The 20,045-nt window shown below is 69.7% G+C and carries 9 protein-coding genes and 1 tRNA gene; 3 read left to right on the forward strand and 7 right to left on the reverse strand.

The window, feature by feature from the left end; all coding sequences use genetic code 11:
* Positions 1-10: 10 nt before the first annotated feature.
* Together ABZ552_RS27740 and ABZ552_RS27745 are read right to left on the reverse strand one after the other, a co-directional pair.
* Positions 11-448, reverse strand: a complete 438-nt coding sequence (locus ABZ552_RS27740; RefSeq protein WP_043688517.1) for a holo-ACP synthase — start codon at positions 446-448, stop codon at positions 11-13.
* Positions 449-524: 76 nt separating this feature from the next.
* Entirely contained in the window at positions 525-9,842 is a 9,318-nt protein-coding gene (locus ABZ552_RS27745) for a fatty acid synthase subunit beta domain-containing protein (protein ID WP_357440761.1), read from the reverse strand.
* Between the two features lie 386 nt (positions 9,843-10,228).
* Here ABZ552_RS27745 and ABZ552_RS27750 point away from each other — a divergent pair.
* Together ABZ552_RS27750 and ABZ552_RS27755 are read left to right on the forward strand one after the other, a co-directional pair.
* Positions 10,229-10,310, forward strand: a tRNA-Leu gene (locus ABZ552_RS27750).
* Between the two features lie 543 nt (positions 10,311-10,853).
* Positions 10,854-11,366, forward strand: a complete 513-nt coding sequence (locus ABZ552_RS27755; RefSeq protein WP_281875073.1) for a DNA starvation/stationary phase protection protein — start codon at positions 10,854-10,856, stop codon at positions 11,364-11,366.
* Between the two features lie 80 nt (positions 11,367-11,446).
* Here the strand turns inward: ABZ552_RS27755 and ABZ552_RS27760 are convergent, their stop codons facing one another.
* Positions 11,447-12,643 (reverse strand): phosphotransferase, encoded by a 1,197-nt coding sequence (locus tag ABZ552_RS27760; protein WP_357440764.1) that lies wholly within the window; start codon positions 12,641-12,643, stop codon positions 11,447-11,449.
* A 178-nt stretch (positions 12,644-12,821) separates the two neighbouring features.
* On the opposite strand from ABZ552_RS27760, the gene ABZ552_RS27765 reads away from it, so the two are divergent.
* On the forward strand, positions 12,822-15,638 hold the full coding sequence (locus ABZ552_RS27765; protein ID WP_357440767.1) for an AAA family ATPase: 2,817 nt from the start codon (positions 12,822-12,824) through the stop codon (positions 15,636-15,638).
* Between the two features lie 31 nt (positions 15,639-15,669).
* Here ABZ552_RS27765 and ABZ552_RS27770 read toward each other — a convergent pair whose 3' ends face one another.
* The 4 genes from ABZ552_RS27770 to ABZ552_RS27785 all read right to left on the reverse strand — a co-directional run bounded on the left by ABZ552_RS27770 (position 15,670) and on the right by ABZ552_RS27785 (position 19,991).
* Positions 15,670-17,040 carry an AarF/ABC1/UbiB kinase family protein gene (locus ABZ552_RS27770; RefSeq protein WP_281875076.1) on the reverse strand — a complete coding sequence of 457 codons (1,371 nt, stop codon included), beginning with the start codon at positions 17,038-17,040 and terminating at the stop codon, positions 15,670-15,672.
* A 94-nt stretch (positions 17,041-17,134) separates the two neighbouring features.
* Positions 17,135-18,379 carry a helix-turn-helix domain-containing protein gene (locus tag ABZ552_RS27775; RefSeq protein WP_281875077.1) on the reverse strand — a complete coding sequence of 415 codons (1,245 nt, stop codon included), beginning with the start codon at positions 18,377-18,379 and terminating at the stop codon, positions 17,135-17,137.
* Positions 18,380-18,651: 272 nt separating this feature from the next.
* Positions 18,652-19,281, reverse strand: coding sequence for a TetR family transcriptional regulator (locus tag ABZ552_RS27780; RefSeq protein ID WP_357440770.1), 630 nt, complete (start codon positions 19,279-19,281; stop codon positions 18,652-18,654).
* Between the two features lie 206 nt (positions 19,282-19,487).
* A complete protein-coding gene (locus ABZ552_RS27785) occupies positions 19,488-19,991 on the reverse strand; it encodes an SPW repeat protein (RefSeq protein ID WP_281875079.1) in 504 nt (167 codons plus the stop codon).
* Between the last annotated feature and the right edge of the window lie 54 nt (positions 19,992-20,045).

The following is a 20,045-nucleotide window of genomic DNA, read 5'->3' on the forward strand; positions in this document are numbered from 1 at the left end:
ACCGCGCGGCTCACCCGGCGTTGTCGCGGCCTTCGATGAGGTCGGCCAACTCGCCCGGGTCCTCGAGCACCACCATCGCGGCGGCCGTGTCGCCGTCGTGGGTCAGCGACAGGTGAACCCGTACCCGGGGCAGGAATTCGGCGGCCAGGCCGTGCAGCTTGATGCTCGGCCTGCCCCACGCGTCGTTGACCACTTCGATCAGCGGATAGGGGTTGTCCCCGATCTGCGGGCGGCGGGCGAACCGAGACGATGCCCAGGCTTTGAGCACCGCCTCTTTCGCCGCCCACCGCGCCGCGTAGCTGCGCGCCGGGTCGGTCCCTTTGCTCTGGCAGTAGCGCCGCTCTCCCGCGGTGAAACTTTCCCGGAGCATGGTTGTTCCAGCGCGTTCGAGCTGTTCGGCGAACTCGGAGATGGTCACCAAGTCCAAGCCGATACCGAGGATCGTCATAGGCGGGCAGCCTACGACGTGCTCGACGAGCCCGCGCGCGGACCCGGCGCGGCGAGTTGCCCCGCCGCCCTTCCGGTTACGCGCATCCGATGCCCTTGGCCCGGTAGGCGCCGTCCTGCGCCAGGCGCGCGTCCGGCGAGAGCAGCACGTCGGCCTCCAGCTCGCGCGCCCGCTTGGCCGGGGTGCCGTCCCCGCCGAGCCTGCGATCCGCGGGACGCTCGTACAGCGGCGCGCCGCCGCACATCGCCTCCACGAACCGCTGGCGCCCGGACAGCTGCCGCTCCTGCGCCTTACGCTGGTACTCCTCCCGCTTCTCCGGCGCGATGGCCTGGATGAACGCCTCCGGGTGCACGACCGCCAGCAGACCGTTCACATGGCCGAACCCGAGCGAGGTGACCAGACCGGCCTTGAGCGGAAGGCGATCGCCCAGCCGCAACGGCTCGCGCAGCCACACCAGGTGCGGGAAGGCCAGCATCTTCTCGTCCACGCAGTCGAGGCTGCGGTTCGGCGGGATCACGCCCTGCTCCAGCACCTGGCACAGGCCGATGAGCTGGAAGGCGGCCGCGCCGCCCTTCGCGTGCCCGGTGAGGGTCTTCTGCGAGACGACGAACAGCGGAGCTCCGTCCGAGCGTCCGATGGCCGTGGCGAGGCGCTCGTGCAGCTCGGACTCGTTCGGGTCGTTGGCGGCCGTCGAGGTGTCGTGCTTGGACACCACGGCGATCTCGTCCGGGGTCACGCCCAGCTTGCGCAGCTCGGTCGCCAGCCTGGACTCACTCCCGCCGCGACCGGCGCCCAGCGCGCCCAGGCCGGGAGCCGGGATGGAGGTGTGCACGCCGTCCGCGAAGGACTGCGCGTAGGCGACCACGCCCAGCACCGGCAGGCCCATCTCCAGCGCGACGCTGCCGCGCGCCAGCAGGACCGTTCCGCCACCCTGCGATTCGATGAAACCACCGCGGCGGCGGTCGTTCGCGCGGGAGAAGTACCGGTCGCTGATGCCCTTGGCGCTCATGGCCGCGGAATCCGCGGTGGCCGACATGTCACCGAAGCCGACGATGCCTTCGATGCCGAGGTCGTCGTACCCGCCGGCCACGACCAGATCGGCCTTGCCGAGCCGGATCTTGTCGACACCCTCCTCGACCGACACCGCGGCGGTGGCGCAGGCCGCCACCGGGTGCACCATCGCGCCGTAGCTGCCGACGTAGGACTGCACCACGTGCGCCAGCGCCACGTTCGGCAGCGCCTCCTGCAGGATGTCGTTCGGGCGCGACTCGCCGAGCAGATTGTCGATGTACAGCGAGCGCATCGAGGACATGCCGCCCATGCCGGTGCCCTGCGTGTTGGCGACCAGCGAAGGATGCACCCAGCTCAGCAGCTCGGCGGGGCTGAACCCGGAGCCGACGAACGCGTCCACCGTGCAGACGATGTTCCACAGCGCGACCCGGTCCACCGAAGCGGCCATGTCGGGCGAGATGCCCCAGATGGTGGGGTCCCAGCCGGTGGGGATCTGGCCGCCGACGGTGCGCGAGAGCTTGGCCCGGCGCGGCACGCGGATCTCGGTGCCTGCCTTGCGCGTCACGGTCCAGTCACCGGAGCCCTCGACCGGCGTGATCACCGTGTGCTCCGGATCGGCGGCATGGAAGGCGCGCGCCTCGGCCTCACCGCCCACCGTGAACGACAGGTCCTGGTCGAGGAAGACCGAGGTCATCAAGGGGGCCGAATTGTCGGTCATGGCGCCGTCGTCTTCGTAGCGGCGCACACCGCAGCGGGCGACCACGGCGTCGTGATAGCGCTCGGCCAGCTCGTGCTCGGGCACGTAGTCACCGGACGCGGCGTCATACCAGCCCGGCTTCGGGTCGTTCTCCCAGGTGACCATGCCGGTGGTCCAGGCCAGCTCCAGCACGCCCGCGGCCGACAGCTCGTCGGAGACCTCCATCTCGAAGCGGGTGCGCGCCGAGCCGTAGGGGCCCAGCTCCCCCGCGCCGACGATGACCACCATGTCGGCCGGATCCGCGGTCACCTCGCCCCACTCGGGCACCGGCAGCGCGGAGGTCACGGTCGGCGGCGCGGGCAGCGCGGCGATGGTGCGGCCCGGGTCGGCGTCGGTCTCCTCCTCCGCCTGCTCCGCGGCCTGCTTGGCCAGCGCGGGCAGATCCAGCTTGGCCCTGGCCAGTCCACCGGTCAGGTCGATCTGCTGCGGGCCGGTCACGGTGACCTGACGGGCCCGCGAGGTGCACCACTTGAGCAGTTCGTCGGCCATCTCGGCGGTGGACCAGGTCTGCACGCCCGCCTTCTCGACCGCCTCGACCATCGGGTCGTTGTGACCCATCAGACCGGTGCCGCGCACCCAGCCGATCAGCGCGTGCACCAGGGTGACCCGGGCCGACCACGACTTCTCGGCCCGCCACTTGGCGACCACCGCGTCCAGCGCCGCCTTCGACTCGCCGTAGGCGCCGTCGCCGCCGAACATGCCGCGGTTGGGCGAACCGGGCAGCACGACATGCAGTTTCCCGTCCACATCGTGCTCGGCGCCCAGCTTCGACAGACCGCCGATCAGCCGTTCGACCGACCAGAGCAGCACGCGCATCTCCATCTCGGCGCGCGCGCCCGCGTCGGCGAGATCACCGGCCACCCGCGGCGCCGCGAAGGGCAGCAGCAGGGTGGGCGTCATCGCGTCCTTGATCTTGATCTTCGCGCCGCCCGCGCTGTCGACCTGCTCGGAGCCGATCCAGTCGATCAGGACGTCGATGTCCTGGTAGGACGCCATGTTCGCGGGCACCACCCACAGCGCCGCGCCGTGGCGGGCGTTGTCGCGGTACAGCTTGCGGTAGAAGGCGAGGCGCTCGTCGTTCAGCGTCGAGGTGGTCACCACCACCGTGGCGCCGCCGCCGAGCAGCCTGCCGGTCACCGCCGCGGCGATGGATCCCTTGCTGGCGCCGGTGATCACCGCGATGTCCGAGGACCACAGGCCCGGCTCTTCGGTGCTCAGCGCCGCCTCGGCGATGCGCTCGTACAGCCCGGCGAGCACCGAACGCGCCTCGTGCTTCGCGCGCTCGCGCCACCAGTTGGCCTGTGCCGCAACGGCTTCGCCCGCTCCCAGGAATCCGGTGACCGGTCCGTTCGCGCTGCCCGAGTCGTCGGCCAGCCACAGCCGGGCCAGATCCTCGCGCGCCGTGGCCCAGCGGTCGTCCAGCAGGACCGCCTTGCGGGCGTCGAACGCGGGCGCGACCAGACGCGGCCAGTCCGAACCGAGTTCGGCCGACACCAGGTCGACCAGCGAGTCGTCGGTCGCCTCGGGCGCCGAGACCCGCTCGGACAGGCCGAGCTGTTCGAGCACGACGCGCGCGGCCGTGGCCAGCACGCCGTCACGCCCGGTGATCTGCTCGGTGAACTCACCCAGCGCGGCGGCGTCGACGGTCGCACCGCCACCGCCGCCCGCCGACGGCAGCGACACCGCGACACCGCGGCGGGCCGCGACGGCCTGCACGGCCGCGTCGATGGCCGCGTCGACCGAGGCGGCGTCGCTCAGCGCACCGGAGACCAGTCCGCCCAGGTCGCCGCCGCGCACGCTGGTGCCTTCCCTGGTGCCCAGCGACACCTCGGCGGTCACGTGGCTGGCCCACCCGTCACCGAGTTCCCAGACCTTCGTGACCCGCTCGGCGATGGCGGCCGGACGCTTGCCGGACGGGCCGAACACCTTGCGCAGATGGTCGCCGATGGCGTCGGTGAGCACCGTGCCGAAGGGACGATAAGTGCGGGCGAGCCGCTCCACCGTCGCGGACAGCGCGCCCATGTCGGCGTCGGCCGCGCCGTCGATCGCACCGAGCGAGAGCTCGGAGCCGAGGTCGACCAGCAGCTGGTTGCGCCGCGACGACACGCCGTCGCACAGGCCCTCGATGGTGTCCACCGGGCCGATCTGGTCCAGCCGCAGCTTGGTCCACAGCGCGATCAGCACGCGGGTGGCGTCGGCGGCGGTGAACGCGATGTCGTCCGGACGCGGGCCGCCCGAGCTCGGGGCGGGCGCGGCCACGGGGGCGGCGGCGACGGCCGCTGCCGGAGCCGCGGCGGCCGCGACCTCTTCGACCGGCTCGTCCACCGGCGCGGGGTCGGTGTCGGTCGCGTAGACGATGGCCGCCTCGCGCTCGATGTTGAGCACCTCGACGGTGGCGCCGCCGAACGCGGGCAGCTTCAGCGTCTGGGAGGCCAGGTTGGCCACCGTGGGCGTGGCGCCGAGACCGATCTCGACGAACCGCTCGATGCCGAGGCCGCCCTGGGCGGGATCGGTGAACAGCAAGTCCTGGGTCTCGATCCAGCGCACCGGGCTGGCGAACTGCCAGGCGAGCAACTCGATCAGCACCACGCGGCACAGCTCGGTCGGACGGGCGGCCCAGCTGTCGAAGTCGGCCAGCACCTGCGCGAGCGGTTCGGACGGCACCAGGTCCGCGATCTCCTGAACGAACGCCCGCTCGAGCGAGAACAGCCTCGGCACCAGGTTCGGGATGTAGCGGCCGACCAGGGTCTCCGGGCGCAGATCCACCGGCAACAGCTGCTCGAGCTTCTGCCGGAACTCCGGAACGCCCTTGCGCAGCACGGTCGAGTGGAACGGCACGTCGATGCCGGGGACCAGGATGAACGCCCGCTTGCCGCCGAATTCGGCACGGCGGCGGTCGATCTCCTCCTCCAGCGCGTCGAGTCCGGCCACCGTGCCCGCGATCGCGTACTGCGACCCGCGCAGGTTCAGGTTGACTACCTCGAGGAACTCCCCGACCCGCTCGCCCACTTCCTTGACGAAGCCGACGACCTCCGCGTCGGGCAGACCGATCTGCGAGGGCCGGATCGCGGCCATCCGGTAGTCGCTGCGTCCCTGCGCGTCCCGCGGCACCAGCTCGTGCATCGCGGACCCGCGCTGGAACACCACCTCGAGCACCGCCTCCAGCGGCAGCACTCCGGCGACGGCGGCGAGCGCGTTGTACTCACCGACCGAGTGGCCCGCGAGCAGCGCGTCCTCGACGAACGCGCCGGCCTCGCGCAGCTCCGCCACCTGGGCGACACCGAGCGTGGCCATGGCGACCTGGGTGAACTGGGTCAGGTGCAGCACGCCGTCCGGGTGCCGGTGCTCGACGCCACGCGCCTTCAGGTAGGTCGGGTTGTCGCGCACCACGGCCAGGATCGAGAAGCCGAGTGCGGCACGCGTGTGCTTGTCGGCGCGGTCCCAGATCTCCTTGGCGGCCTTCGACCGGGAGCGGGCGTCCAGCCCCATCCCCTTGCGCTGGATGCCCTGCCCGGGGAAGGCGTAGACGGTCTTCGGCGCAGCGGTGCGACCGGTCGCGGTCATCACCAGTTCGCCTTCGGCCCGGCAGGAGACCTCGACGATCTCGCTGCCCGCGTCGACGGCGACCCGCTCGACGCGCACATCGATCTGCGCACCGGGGCGGACCATGCCGAGGAAGCGGGTGGTCCACGCGGTCAGCGTCCGCGCGGGCACCGAAGCGGCCGGATCCACCGCCGACACGACGTGCTGCGCGGCGGCCGACAGCCACATGCCGTGCACGATCGGGCTGCCGAGCCCGGCGAGCTTCGCGGCGGCATCGCTGGTGTGAATCGGGTTGTGGTCGCCGGAGACAGCGGCGAAGGCGTGCATCGTGCGCGGCGCCACGATCGTCACGTCGCGACGGCGCCTGCGCGGGGTGTCGGTGGCCGCGTCGGACACCGTGCCCGCCGCGCGCGGCGGATCGGTGAGTTCACCCGCGCCGGTACGCCCCCGGATCGCGAAGCGTTCGGTGAGGGTGGCCAGCACCGGCATCGACATCCCGGTCTCGGGCTTGTCCAGCATGGCGGTGATCCGCACGTGCACCTCGACGACGCGGCCGAGGTCGGTGTCCAGGGTCTCCCCGGCCTCCGCGCGCACCGCCAGCACGCTGGTCTCGGCGGGCAGTTCACCGGCGAGGTGCACCTGGTGATCCAGGTGGACCAGGTCGAGCATGCCCTCGATGACGCTCTCGCCCTGCGCGGTGCGGGTCGCGCCGAGCACCGCGAACACGGCGGGCCAGCAGGCGCCGACCAGCACGTCGGGCACGGTGCGGCCGAGCGTGCTCAGCGTGGCGGGCAGGCCGGAGCCGGTCACCCCGGCGTGGTCGGCGATCAGATCCGGCGTCCAGGCCAGGTTCACATGCGCGACCTTGCCCTTGACCTCGGGCAGATCCTGGCCCGCGGCGACCGCGAGCAGCGCGGACATGGCCTCGTCGGCGTCTGCTTCGGTGACCACCGGAGCGCCGCCGTTGTAGATCGAGGTCGGCACGGTGATCCGGATGCGCACCGCGTTGCCCGCCAGCAGCGGAACGGTCAGCTCCAGGTACGCGTGCTCCGGCTCGGGGCCGGTGGTCTCGGCCAGCGTCGCGCCGCTGGGCGGGTGCACCGCGCCCTTGCCGTCGACGACCCATTCGGACAGGTCGCCGAGCCGGTGCACCGGGCTGATCGTGGTGCGTCCGGCCCACTGCACGTCGGGGGCGGCGAGCACGGCGTCGATCGGGCCGCTGGTGACGCCCGCCGTACGGCGCGCGTCCACCGGGGCGGGCGTCACGCCGGCGCGCACCAGGGAGTAGGCGGTGTCCTGCTCGAAGCGATCGAGCAGCTCACCGACCGGCTCGTCGACCCGGGTGATGCCCGCGACGGAAACGGTGCCGGGAATGACGCACACCTGATCGGCCGAGTAGCGCGGATCGTGCGCCTGCCACAGCGAATCCGAGCGCCACCAGCGGCGCACGTCGGCGTCCACCACCGGCACGAAGTTCACCGGCTTGCCCGGGGTCTTGCACAGCGCGATGAAGAACGGGACGTCGGCCGGGTGCAGCAGGGTCTGCGCCGTGGCGGGGTAGGCGTCCTTCAGGGCGCACAGCGCCGCTACCGGGTCCTCGAAGTCGTCGTCGCTCGCGAACAGCGTCGGGATCTCGCCGCGATCGGCCGGATGCAGCCGGGATTCGGTGCGGCGCACCATCTCCGCGAACCGGTCGCGCCAGGTGATGTCCAGCCACACCGAGCGGGTGGCCTCCGCGATCGCGTCGCCCAGGTCGCTGCCGCAGTCGAAGTCCTTGCGGCGGTCCAGTCCGACCGCGAGCTCGACGTAGCGCTCCAGCCAGTCCTGGTAGGTCATGGTGGCCAGGTCGCCGAAGTACGGCTTGGCGGTGGAGTTCAGCGCCGTGATGATCTCGTCGCGGCGTGCGGCGACCGCGTCGGCGTCGCCCGCGACCTCGTCGAGCAGGCGGCCGGTGCGCGAGGCGGCGTTGTCGATCTCGTGGATGTCGGCGCCCAGCTGACTGCGGCCCGAGGCCATGCCGCCGGACGCGGTGCCCGCACCGACCCAGTCCGGGGTGCCGGGGGTGTCCACCAGCAGTTGCTTGACCTCCGGCGCGGTGGTGGCCTCCAGCGTCGCCATGGCCGCCGTGCCGACCAGCACGCCGTCCAGCGGCATCACCGGATAACCGTGCCGCTCCGCCCACTGGCCGGTGAGGTACTCCGTCGCCCGCTCGGGCGTGCCGATGCCGCCACCGACGCAGACCACCACGTTGGCGCGGTTGCGCAGTTCGGCGTAGGTGTCCAGCAGCAGGTCGTCGAGGTCCTCCCAGGAGTGGTGGCCACCGGCCTTGCCGCCCTCGATGTGCATGATCACCGGGTAGTCCGGAACCTCGTCGGCGATCCGCAGCACGGCCCGGATCTGGGCGACCGTGCCCGGCTTGAAGGCGACGTGCGCGATGCCCGCTTCGGTGAGCTCGTGGATCAGCGCGACCGCTTCCTCCAGCTCCGGAATGCCCGCGGTCACGATGACGCCGTCGAACGGGGCGCCCGCCGCACGCGAGCGCTGCACCAGCCGCTTGCCGCCCAGCTGCAATTTCCACAGGTACGGATCGAGGAACAAGGAGTTGAACTGCACCGAGCGACCCGGGTGCAGCAGCTTCTTCAGCTCGGCCACCCGGTCGGCGAAGATCTGCTCGGTCACCTGGCCGCCGCCGGCCAGCTCCGCCCAGTGGCCCGCGTTCGCCGCGGCCGCGACGATCTTCGCGTCGACCGTCGTGGGGGTCATGCCAGCGAGCAGGATCGGCGAGCGGCCGGTCAGTTTGGTGAAGGCGGTCTCGACCACGATGCGCCCGTTGGGCAGCCGCACCGGGCGCGGCGCGAACGCCGACCACGGGGCCGCAGGCTCCGGCGCGGCGCCGGGAGTGAGCAGGCTGCGCTGCCCGGCGCGGGTGGCGGCCGCGACGATGCCGAGGCCGGTGCCCTTCAACGTGCCCGCGGTGACGCGGGACAGCAGGTCGCCCGGACCCAGGTCCAGAATCCATTGCGCGCCCGCGGCGATCACGCCCTCCACGGCCTCCACCCAGTCGATCGGATCGACCAGGATCTGCCGCGCCAACCGGCCCGCCAGCTCGGTGTCCAGCCCGCACTGGGCGGCCCAGCTGCTCACCAGGTCGACGGTGTCGGCCAGCGCCGGGTGGTGGAACGCCACGTCGACGGCCACGTCCTCGAAGACCGGCGCGAACACCGAGCCACCGCGCACCTTGGCGTCACGCTCGCGCGCCTGCTCGTCGTGGATCTGCGCGCACCGCTGGCGCACCCGCTCGAGTTGCGCGGGCGGCCCGGAGAGCACCGCGCGCCGACGTCCGTTGCGGATCGAGACCACCACGCTCGCGGCGGGATCGGCTCCCTCGCACACCTCGGCCACCACGGTGCGCAGCTGCTTGGGATCGACATTGGACACCGCGACCATCGGCGAGCGCTCGCCCACCGGCATCAGCCCACGTCGCCGCGCCACCAAACCGGCTGCTGCGCCGATCATCTGGGCCACCGCGAGCAGCTCGGCGTCCCGCGCGCCACCGGCTTCGACCGCCGCGGCGGCGAGCAGGCCCTGCGAGTGCCCGACGATCGCGACGGGCGCGTGCTCGGCCGGATCCAGACCTTGCAGCCGCAGCGCCCGCACGGCCGCCACCTGGGTCAGCAGCACGCCGGGCATGGACACCGCGGCCGATCGCAGCACCGGCTCGGCCGGAGCGGCGGAGGTCTCGCCCTCCTCGGTGTCGGCGAGCTCGTTCTCCAGCATCCAGCCGATCGGATCGAAGCCGACCGGACGCACCACCAGCAACTGCGCCGCCACCGGCTCGAGCAGCGTGGCCGCCTCGTTGACCAGTGCGGTCAGCTCCGGCTCCAGCGCGCTGTCGCGCCCGATCTCCTCCAGCTCGCTCAGCCACTGGGCACCCTGTCCCCCGAAGGCGAGCGCGTACGGCACGCCGCCGAGCAGACGATCCAACAGCGGCGACCGCGCCCCGCCCGACGCGGCCTTCCCGGCGGCGGCAACCACCTTCGTGCTCTGTCCGGATTCGGTCTTGGTGCTCTCGTTGATCGTCAAGACGCTTCGACTTCCTTCTCCATGCGACATGCCTCGGCGACACGCCGGTCCCTACCGGTTCACGAGTGATCGCGGGTGATCGGCCTGATACGGGCGAGGATGGCACAGAATCATGAGGAAATCCTCACGTTTGCCCCCGGGCGTGGCCGCTACTTAGGAGTATTTCGGTACGTATGTACCAGAATAGTGGTGAACATGACTCTGCCTCATGTTTGAAGCCGCTGGTCCATCGGGTTACCAACGCGTACGAAACATGAGTGCCCCTCATATTGATGTTTGCCAAATCGTTATAATCCCAGGTGGGGTTACTGGCCAGTACGCCACGCCAACCCAATGCTTCGCTATGACCGATTGGCCCGGTAGAGTTTGGACGGTCGTACCATCAAGCGCGAGTGGCGAAATTGGCAGACGCGCCAGATTTAGGTTCTGGTGTCCACGGACGTAGGGGTTCAAGTCCCCTCTCGCGCACCTATTCCCGTCAGTCGTGACACTTTTTCGTGCCGCGTGTTGGAGCACACTCGCACACACGGAGGCCATCAGTGAAACACACTCTGACCTGGACCGATTGCTGACACGTCTGCCAGATCGCGACACATCGCCGCCTGCGAAAGGTTTGCTGGCGAGGGTGGTCAGCGGTGATCGCGCCGGTCATCCCACCGCAGTCGCCGTTGCAGGAATTCATTTACGGACCGCAGGTCACGAACCGCGCGGTTCGTACCGCTGCCGTCAGCCAGCGTGGGCACGCAGCTGTGCCCACGCTGCGAGGTTGGAGCGCAGGCCGCGTCGGCCAATGCTGCGTCACGTAGTAGATCGCACCGAAAGCAGCCAGGAAGAACAGCGAGATTCGCACCCGGGAACGCGCGATTGCGGCACCGTAGAGCAGCGACCGACCACCGCCCGGCGGAGCGGGTCATACAGGTGCTGGGAGTGACCCAGGCTACAGTGAAATCTGGAATGATTCCAATCTATGTCGAGGTTGTACCCACCGAAGGATTCGAAAGGAGTGCAACCATGACCGCAGCACCTCGGGCTCAGCAGCGGACCAACCGGCGTCTAGCCGACGATGTCCGGAACTTCACCGGCTCGTCCCGGCTGGCGGGCAGTCTGCAGCGCGTGCTCGTCGATCTCATCGAACTGCACTTGCAAGGGAAGCAGGCGCACTGGAACGTCGTCGGAAGCAACTTCCGTGACCTGCATCTGCAGCTCGACGAGCTCGTCGACGCGGCCCGCGAGAGCAGCGACACCATCGCCGAGCGGATGCGCGCGCTCGACCTCGTGCCCGACGGGCGCTCCGACACCATCGCCGCGACGACGAGCCTCCCGCCGTTCCCCGCCCAAGAGGTGAACAGCGCCGACGTCGTCGATTTGATCACCACACGGACCTACGCGGCGATCGACACCATCCGCGACGTGCACGACGACGTGGACGCCGAGGACCCCAGCACCAGCGATCTGCTGCACCAGATCATCGAGTCGCTGGAGAAGCTGGCGTGGATGATCAAGTCGGAGAACCGCAAGGTCTGAGCGCGGGTCACGCACGCCCACGCCCGCCGTCACCGTGTGTATTCGAACGTGCGGCAGCGAGTACTGACGATTTGCGCGGCTTACCCCTCCTCCAGGGCGTTCACGGCGTCGAGGTCCAGTACCGCGTTGGCGGTGCGCTCGATGATGCCGAGGCTGATCTCGTCCGGTTGGTATTTCGGCTGAATGGCGCTGTGGCCGATAGTCGCCAACCAGATGAAATACGGGTACAGGGCCTGCTGCCGATAGGCCAGCCACGCCGCGTCGAAATCGGGCGCCGGTGCGCCGCAGTCCGCGAGGCGGTCGAGATAGACGGCCAGCAGCTCGCGCTCCCAGGCCCGCCGGTCGGGCACGGCGAGACCGGAGCCGATCACATAGGCGACGTCATATGCCCAGCTGCCTCGCAAAACGACCTGCCAATCGGTGAATCCCATCCGGCCGCTGGAAGTCATGTAGGTATTGCCGATGTGGCTGTCGCCGTGCAAGAAAGTCTGCGCACCGGTGCCCGCGATCTCCAGGGATCGTTGCAGCGCGCGATAGAGCCGATCGTGGTCGCCGGCCAGTGTTTCCGGTAGCACCGACGCTGCCCGCCGGGCTCCCACGCGTGCGCGTTTCGACATGCCGATCAGCCGGTCGAGATTGGCGAAATGCGCCTGCGGTGGCTTCAGCCACCGATGCCGCGCCAATTCGGCGTCGTTCCAGTAGCGGGCGTGCCAGGTCGCCATCGTGCACAACAGATCAGCCATCTGGGCATGGTCGATCGGTGTCTGCGGCGTGCAGAACAGCGCGCCTTTGGTGCTGCCGATGTCCTCGAGCAACGAGATCGACCGGCCCGAGCGATAGTCGACGGCACTGTGGTAGCCCCGGGGCGCCTCGATGTCCAGGGCCGACCGTAGATGGGTGAAGAATCCCGGCTCGCCGCCGATGATTCCAGCCAGGTCCAAGGTGAGGCGCTGCTTGAAGTCCGCGGTGGTCTTGGCGAACAAACGCTCCGGCAGGTTCGCCGCGCGGCCCGCGGCGTTGTAGGCCACGCCGAGCTTCCAGCGGGTGGACGTGCCCGCGCTCACGTCCTGGGTCTCGAACGATTCGACTTCCGCGCGGGGGTGATTCGCGCACAGCACGGCGGTCAGCCATTCGACGGTCACCTCACGGGCGGTCACCGGGATATCGCTCGCTGTCCGAGCCCGACGCCGCGACAGCGTCTCCTTGGTGACGTGACCACCGATGCGGGCGATCCCCCGCAGGATCTCCAGTACCGGAGTGGAAGCTGTGGACGCCAACGCGTATCTCCTCTGCTTGCCGGATGATGCTGCGCCCGCCCGAGCGTCGTCGGGCACGCCCTCGGGACGGTATGGCAGCTGGACTCCGAGAACATCCGTCGAACCGGGAAGAAATATCCGTACGGTCGTTCCCGGCAGCGCCGCCGCTCCCGGCCGGGAAATGCTTAAGCTCACCCACATGCAGAAGTCCGCCGCGACAGTGTTCCTCGGTCGGGACGCCGAGCTGGAGCACTTGGTGGCATCGGCCCGTCGAGTCGCGATGGGACAGGGCGCGGTGGTGCTCGTGGAGGGCGAGCCAGGCATCGGGAAGACGGCACTGCTGGACGCGGCCGCGACCCGATTCGCGGAAGCGGGCCTGCGAGTGCGCACCGGCGCCGCCAGGGAACTGCAGCGCGACGTGCCGTTCGCCGCGGTGCGCTCCTGGCTCGCCGTCGAGGGCACCGCGCCGTGCGGCGGTCCGGATCCGAGTCGCCCGCTGCGGCACAGCGCGGATCGCGCGGGCGACGCCGCGGCGACCCACGAGTTCGCCGTCACCGAGGCCATTGTGGAGCGCGTGGACGCTTGGTGCGCCGTCGCTCCGGTGGCGCTGATCGTGGACGACATCCATTGGGCGGACACGTCGAGCCTGTCGGTACTGCGGCGGCTCTGTGCCCTCGTCGACGCGCAACCGCTCCTGCTGGTACTCGCGTCCCGGCCGCTGCCGCCGGATCCGGGGTTCGCCGCGTTGACGGCCGAACTCGAGGAACGCCAGGCCCCGACGATCCGGCTGGGCGCGCTGCCCGGCCCGGCTGCGGCGGGGCTGGTGCGGCACTTGGTCGGCGCTTCCCCCGGCCCGGCGCTGCTACGCATGGTGGCCGGTGCGCGCGGAAATCCGCTTCACATCACCGAAGTGGTGGCCGCACTGCTGCGTGCGGAGGCGATCGGGGTGATCGCCGAAATCGCCGCTCCGGCGGTGCCGGACGCCGGCGAACCCGCGTCCGCCTCGCTGGCGGAGGCGATCATCCAGCGGCTGGAACTGCTGTCGGGTCGCACTCGGGACGTGCTGCCGATGGCGGCTGCCCTGGGACCCGTCGTCAATGTGGGGGAACTGGCGGCGGTACTGGACACCCCACTTCTCGACGTCTGGCGGGCGGTCACCGAGGCGGTGGACGGCGGGCTGCTCACACGGATGGATTCCGAGCTGGTGTTTCGCCACGACCTGGTGCGTACTGCGCTGGCAGACCAGTTACCCGCTTCACTGCGTTCGGATCTGCTGCGCAAGGCCGGGCAGGCCCTGCAAGTTACCGACGCGCCGATCGAACGAGTCGCGTACTACCTGTCGGCGAGCGGCCACGAGCTGGACCGGAGGAGTTCGGAGTGGCTGGTGGCCGTCGCGGGCAAGCTGATTGTGCGGGCACCCGAGCTGGCGGTGCAACTGCTGAGCCGAGCCGCGGCCGCGACCGAACTCGACGGCGCCGGCCGCAACCTCCTGATCCGCTGGCAGACGCGGGCGCTGCTGTGGAACGGCCGCGCCGCCGAGGCCGAAGCCGTGGTCCGCACCGCGCTGCGGGCTCGACCGGAAGACGACCGCGATGCCGAACTGACCTGGCTGCTGGTCCAGGCCTGCCAGTCCCAGGGCCGGTTGGCCGACGCCGTCGCGGTTGCCGAGACGGCGCTGTCCACCACAAATCTCCGCGCCGAGGACGCAGGCCGGCTCCTGGGCATGTGTGGACTGGACAACTTCTTCCTGGAGCGTTTCGAGGCGGCGGAGGCCGCCGGCCTGCGGGCCGTGTCGATGGGGCGGAGCACCGGTAACCCGCTCGCGACCGGATACGGCCTCATGGCGCTGGGCGCGGTGCGCTACACCCAGGGCTTTCTGGACGAGGCGCTGGATCTGAGCACCCGGATCCGCACGATCTTCGAAGACGGCACCGGATCGGACCAGTTCGATCCGTACGTGCTGTACGCGCACTGCTTGATCGAACTCGATCGGCTCGCCGACGCCGAAGAGACGCTGAAGACTGCCATCGGGCACAACCGCCGGATGCACGGCGTCTACCTGTCCGCCAACTTGCTCGCGAAAGCGCGGCTGTACCTGCTCGACGGCCGCTGGGACGACGCGCTGGCCGAGTGCGCGGCGAGCGTGGAAGCGCCCGACGTCCTCGGGTACGCGCCCGTCGCGCACTGCCTGGCGGCATTGATCGGCATCCACCGCGGCACGTGCCTGCCGGACCCCGCGGACATTCCCGTGCCGGACGACCGCTTGGGCAGCACCGGCTACGCCCAGCTGCGTCCCTGGGTCGAGGCGTTGACGCAGGAGGCCCGCGGCCACCCGGAGCGAGCGCTGGACCTACTCGTCGACGCCCATCATCGGCTGGCCGACGGTCTGACCGCGTCCACCCTGCACTACATCTTCCCGGACATCGCTCGGCTGGCCGCGGAGGTCGGGGACGACGCCGCGGCGCGCACGGTGGTCGCCGGCGCGGACGAGTTGCTGGCGCGGCAGAAGACCGCCGGACGCACCGGAACCGCCCTGCTCTGCCGAGGTCTGGCGGCAGCCGATCCGGTAACCCTGGTCGCGGCCGCCGACGCGTTCCAGCAGTCCGGATGGCCGCTGTACGAAGCGCAGGCGCACGAGAACGCCGCCGTGCTGCTCGCCGCTTCGGGACGAGAGGCCGAGGCTCGCCGCGCGCTGGCGACGGCGATCGGGATCTACGGTCGACTGGGCGCGTCGTGGGACAGCGCCCGTGCGGCCGCGCGCGTGCGCCCACACGGTATCCGGCTGGGGGTGCGCGGTCCACGCAACCGCCCGAAAACCGGCTGGGCCGCACTGACCGAGACCGAGCGCAAGGTCGCCGCGCTGGTGACCGAGGGTTGCTCCAATTCGGATATCGCAGCGCAGATGTTCTTGTCGCGCCGCACGATCCAGTCCCATGTGTCCAGCATCCTGACCAAACTCGGCCTACGCTCGCGGCGCGAGGTCGCCGCCGCCATGCCACGTTCGGTGTTGCCGTGACCGTGGTGGGTGTCCTGCGACGACAAGGGGTTCACCGGTGCTCGCGCCACTCGGCTATCGCCTGGCCGATCTCGGTGGCCGGGGGCTCGTGGTAGAGCCACTCACGGGCGAGGCGATGCCAATTGTTGGTCACTCGCAATCGGCCGAGCACGGCGAAGGTGAACAGGTCCGCGCGGCGGGAGAAGACGTGCTCCGGCGGCAGCGATTGATGCCGCATACCGCGGAATTCGGCGGCTCGCGGGTCGATCGCGAGGATCACGGCTCCGGTCGCGACGTCGGGCGTGATGGTGATCTGCTCGTCCAGCAGATGCCAGCCCGCCGCGGCCCACACGTAGTCGAGGCATTCCTGTGTGCTGACGCCCGCCTCCGGATCGATGATGCCGCGGCCCACCCACGCCTCGTACAGGTCCTCGGCGCGGTGTTCCCCGGCCGCCCGCAGGCACGCGCGCTCGAAATCGACATGCACGGGATCCATGCGGTCGTAGAGTCCGAAATCGACGAACGCCAGCCGGCCGTCGTCCGCGAGCAGAATATTTCCGGGGTGCGGATCACCGCAGAACTCGTTGTCGCGGAACAGCGAACTGATGTAGAAGCGGTAGATCAACTCGCCGAACCGATCGCGCTCCGCCTCGGGCAGAGCCTGGATCTGCTGGAACGTCCTGCCCTCGACGAACTCCGTCACCAGAACGTGTCTCGTGCAGTGCTCCTGGATGCTGTCGGGCACCATGATGAACGGATGGTCGCGGTAGCGCGAAGCCACCCGGTGCTGGGTCCTGGCTTCGCGCGGGTAGTCGAGTTCGTTTCCGATGTTGCGGGCGATCTCCTCCAGCACGGCGCTGTCCGCCGCGCTCGGGAGGATGGATTTCCACAGCCTGCTGAGCACTTCCAGATTGCGCATGTCCGCGTGGATGGCCTCCTCCACGCCGGGGTACTGGACCTTGACCGCCACCGCGCGTCCGTTGTGCAGCCGTGCCCGGTATACCTGCCCGATCGACGCCGCGGCGATCGGTGTCTCGTCGAAATCGGCGAAGATCCGCGCCGGTGGCCCGAGATCGTCCTCGATGACCTTCAGCATCGCCGCGAACGGCACGACCGGAGCCCGGTCGCACAATTCGGCGAGCTTGGTCCGGAACAGTTCGCGATGGGCCGGCGGAATGAGGTCGACGTCCAGCACCGACAACATCTGGCCCAGCTTCATCGCCGCGCCTTTCATGCTGCCGAGCACCGTGACGAGCTGCTGCGCCGTTGTCAGCGTGGAACGTTGGGCGAGTACCCGTCGGGCTTCCTCGGTTCTGCCGACCATCGACAACCGGTTTCCGACACCACGAACGGCTTGTCCCGCGGCCAGCCGGCCCAGCCGGCCACCTCGGGCCAAACGTCCTTTGGGCACTCGATCTGTCACCGCATGCACCTCCATGAGCGTCCGCGGCGTATGTCACACGAGCGGAGATTGTTCGCACTGCGACGTCAGTTGTCGAGTGCCGAGCGGCTGGGCACTAGCGCGCGGCCATTCGCCGAGTCTCGGCCTGTGGACGTTCCGCGCCGCCGTTGGTCCAGACGATCAGTGCCGAGTGCAGGTACCACAGTCCTCGTGCGTCGGAGGGGTCCAGGCCGGTGAGTTCCGCGATTCGTCGTAGCCGGTAATCGACGGTGTTCGGATGGACATTCAGCCGCCGAGCCGTGCGCTGCCGATTCAATTCGTTGCCGATGTGAATCCGGAGCGTCTCCACCAAGTCCGGATAATCCATCAGCGGCGCGAGCTGGGTGCCGAGTACGTCGCGGCCGATGCCGGGGCGGGTCAGCTGATACTGGAGCGCCAGCTCGGTGAACCGGTGCAGGCCGGGTCCGCGTCCGAGTTGCTCGACCGTGTCGAGCAACTCGTGGGCTTGCACAGCGGCGGCGGCGACCTGGTGCGGTTCGGCGGGGACGACGGTGGCCGTGATCGGCACGCGCGCCGCGTGCGAGAGTTTGCCGACCACGGCGTCCAGGTCGGGGGCGACGGACCGGGTGGCGGGAATGAGGATCGTTCCTCCGTCCACCGAGAGCAGCGACAGGGCTTGGCCGTCGAACAGATCGGCGAGGCTGGACTGCAGGCGGCGGAGTTTGCGCCGCGCGACGACTTGGCCGTCGAGCTGGGGAAGGCTTTCGTCGGGATGCGCCGGTACCGCCACGGCGAGCACCATGTAGGTATCCGCGATCGGTATGCCGCATTCGCGCGCCATCGCCGAGGTCGCATGGCCGCCCAGCAGCGCGGAGGTCAATGTGAGTACCGCGGTTCGGTCTTCGGCCGCACCGGCTTTGCATTCCCGCACATAGGCTTTGCTGATGGTGGCGGTGATCAGACTCAGCAATTCGAGCGTGGTGGCAGTGCCGGAGACTATGTCGACGCGGTCCGAGGCGCCCTTCTCGGCGAACAGCATCTCCAGCCCGAACTCGAATCCCACATGGACCGCGTGCAGGATCGCGTCGATGGAGATCCCTTGCCGAGCCCACCCCGCTGCCGCGGTCAGCAGCCCCTCGGTGCGGTCGGCCGAAGCCTGCGCGCTCACCCGCTGACCCGCCCACTCCAGGCACATCCGGACCACCACGGGGATCGTCGCGTCGGCCGGGCCGCCCGGTAGCACGGCGGAATCCTTCAGGTGCCCGACAATCTTTTTGGTCCATGCGTCGGTGTCGCGCAAAGGTGACCGCACCGGCCGCGCTGTAGCCGGTTCGAAGTGGGCGATTCTGCCGATCGTCACGGGTGACCTCCTCGTCGCCGTCGAGCCACGGTGGCGTCGGATTCGCCGCTCGATACGGAGAAGCGCCGACCTCCAGCGTCCGCAGCACCACTGCTATCCGCTCCGTCACAAACGGTAAACCGCAGGACAACTCAGCTGCTACTCCCCTTCGGACACCCTCCGTACGCCCGCGAGAAAGGGCTCGGACCAGGAAAGATAGTGAGCTGCTCGCCGATTCGGAAAGCTCCCGCCCCCACATACATGGTCAGGTGCTCACTTTTGCCGCGGGCACTTCACACGGCCGCGGCGCCTACCTCGGCCTCCATCCATGCCCCGATCATGCGCCCGGTCATCTCGATCGCCTCCCTGCGCGCACCACTGTCGACCTCGAGTGCCGACGCGCGCAGCACTGCCGCGAAGCCGGTGTTGATGATGACGAACGTCATCACGTCGTAGCGGTGATCGTCGCCCGGACCGAGCACCTGGATCAGCAACACCTTGACCAGCAGGCGAAGCCGCGGCTCGAACTCGGGGATCCCGCTGCTGTAGAACTGCACGCCCGCGACCAGCGCGCGCACCAACTTCGCATTGGCCACCAACTCCTCGCTGATGACCTCCAGGATGTCGGTGACGATCCGCGGGACGGGTTTGCCCGACAGGTCGAACACGCGCTGGGTGAAGCGCCGCTCCACCGTTTCGAGCAACCGCTCGAGCAGCTCGTCCACCAGAACCGCCCGATCCGCGAAGTACCGGTAGACCGTGCCGATGCTGACACCGGCCTCCGCCGCGATCCGGTTCGTCGAGGTGTTGGCGATACCGCGCTCCCCGAACAACCGCGCGGCCGTATCCAGAATGTGCTCCCTCGTCGCCTTCGCCCGCTCCTGAGTCGGACGACGACGTTGGCCGACAGCCTTCGGCGGCACCACACCTCCCGCCCCGCAACCAAAACTGAGCGTCGCTCATCTTAGCGGGAGCGAACGGCGTCCCGATATAGGAACTTTCGGTTACGGGCGGTTTCGTTCGCCGTGCCGGTCGCCGCGTCCTTGCACATCGCCGCGCCCGGTCAGGGCTTCATCGGCCGGGCGAGCGGCTGCACGCCACGCCCGGCCGATGCCGGTACGACTTCCTCTCACCGCGTGGAAGATTCCGGCCCCAGTCCGGACGGTCGCCGGATCCGAGTGTCGTCCGCGCGAGGCGCCTCGCCGGTGAGCCGCCCGGTGCGGCTCATCCCGAGGACCATCGAGCCCAGGCCCAGCAGCAGCGCGAGCGCGCCGGCGACGACGTTGTTCCAGATCGTCGATGTGGTGTCGACGTTCCCGCTGACCACCCACGGGGACACGATCAACCAGAGGCCGATCAGTGGCGCGGCCCAGACGATGCCGTGCGTCCGCCCGTACACCGAGGCGAATCCCAGGGCCAGCATCGCCAAAGCGATACCGCAGACGAGATTGTTGACGGTCAAGGTCGAGAACCCGTTGAACCCGACAACCCACGGCGAGATCGCGATATATAGCCCGGTCAAGAACAGCAGCCCGGTGACCGCCTGCGCGTCCGGCGCTTCCGAAGCGCGCTCGTACTTCTCCCGCAACTCCACGATGTCGGGATGCCGACTCATCATGGTTTCACTACTCATGTTCTCCACCACCTTCGGACGTAGTGGCGAATCGAGGCTCTCGAGCCGGACGGC

Origin of the sequence: Nocardia sp. NPDC019219, from assembly GCF_040632645.1 — a bacterium.
GTDB lineage: Bacteria > Actinomycetota > Actinomycetes > Mycobacteriales > Mycobacteriaceae > Nocardia > Nocardia sputorum.

What these genes read in the sequence shown, in the direction of transcription:
- ABZ552_RS27740 (WP_043688517.1), bottom strand. Translation starts at nt 448, where the DNA reads ATGACGATCCTCGGTATCGGCTTGGACTTGGTGACCATCTCCGAGTTC.
- ABZ552_RS27755 (WP_281875073.1), top strand. Translation starts at nt 10,854, where the DNA reads ATGACCGCAGCACCTCGGGCTCAGCAGCGGACCAACCGGCGTCTAGCC.
- ABZ552_RS27765 (WP_357440767.1), top strand. Translation starts at nt 12,822, where the DNA reads ATGCAGAAGTCCGCCGCGACAGTGTTCCTCGGTCGGGACGCCGAGCTG.
- ABZ552_RS27785 (WP_281875079.1), bottom strand. Translation starts at nt 19,991, where the DNA reads ATGAGTAGTGAAACCATGATGAGTCGGCATCCCGACATCGTGGAGTTG.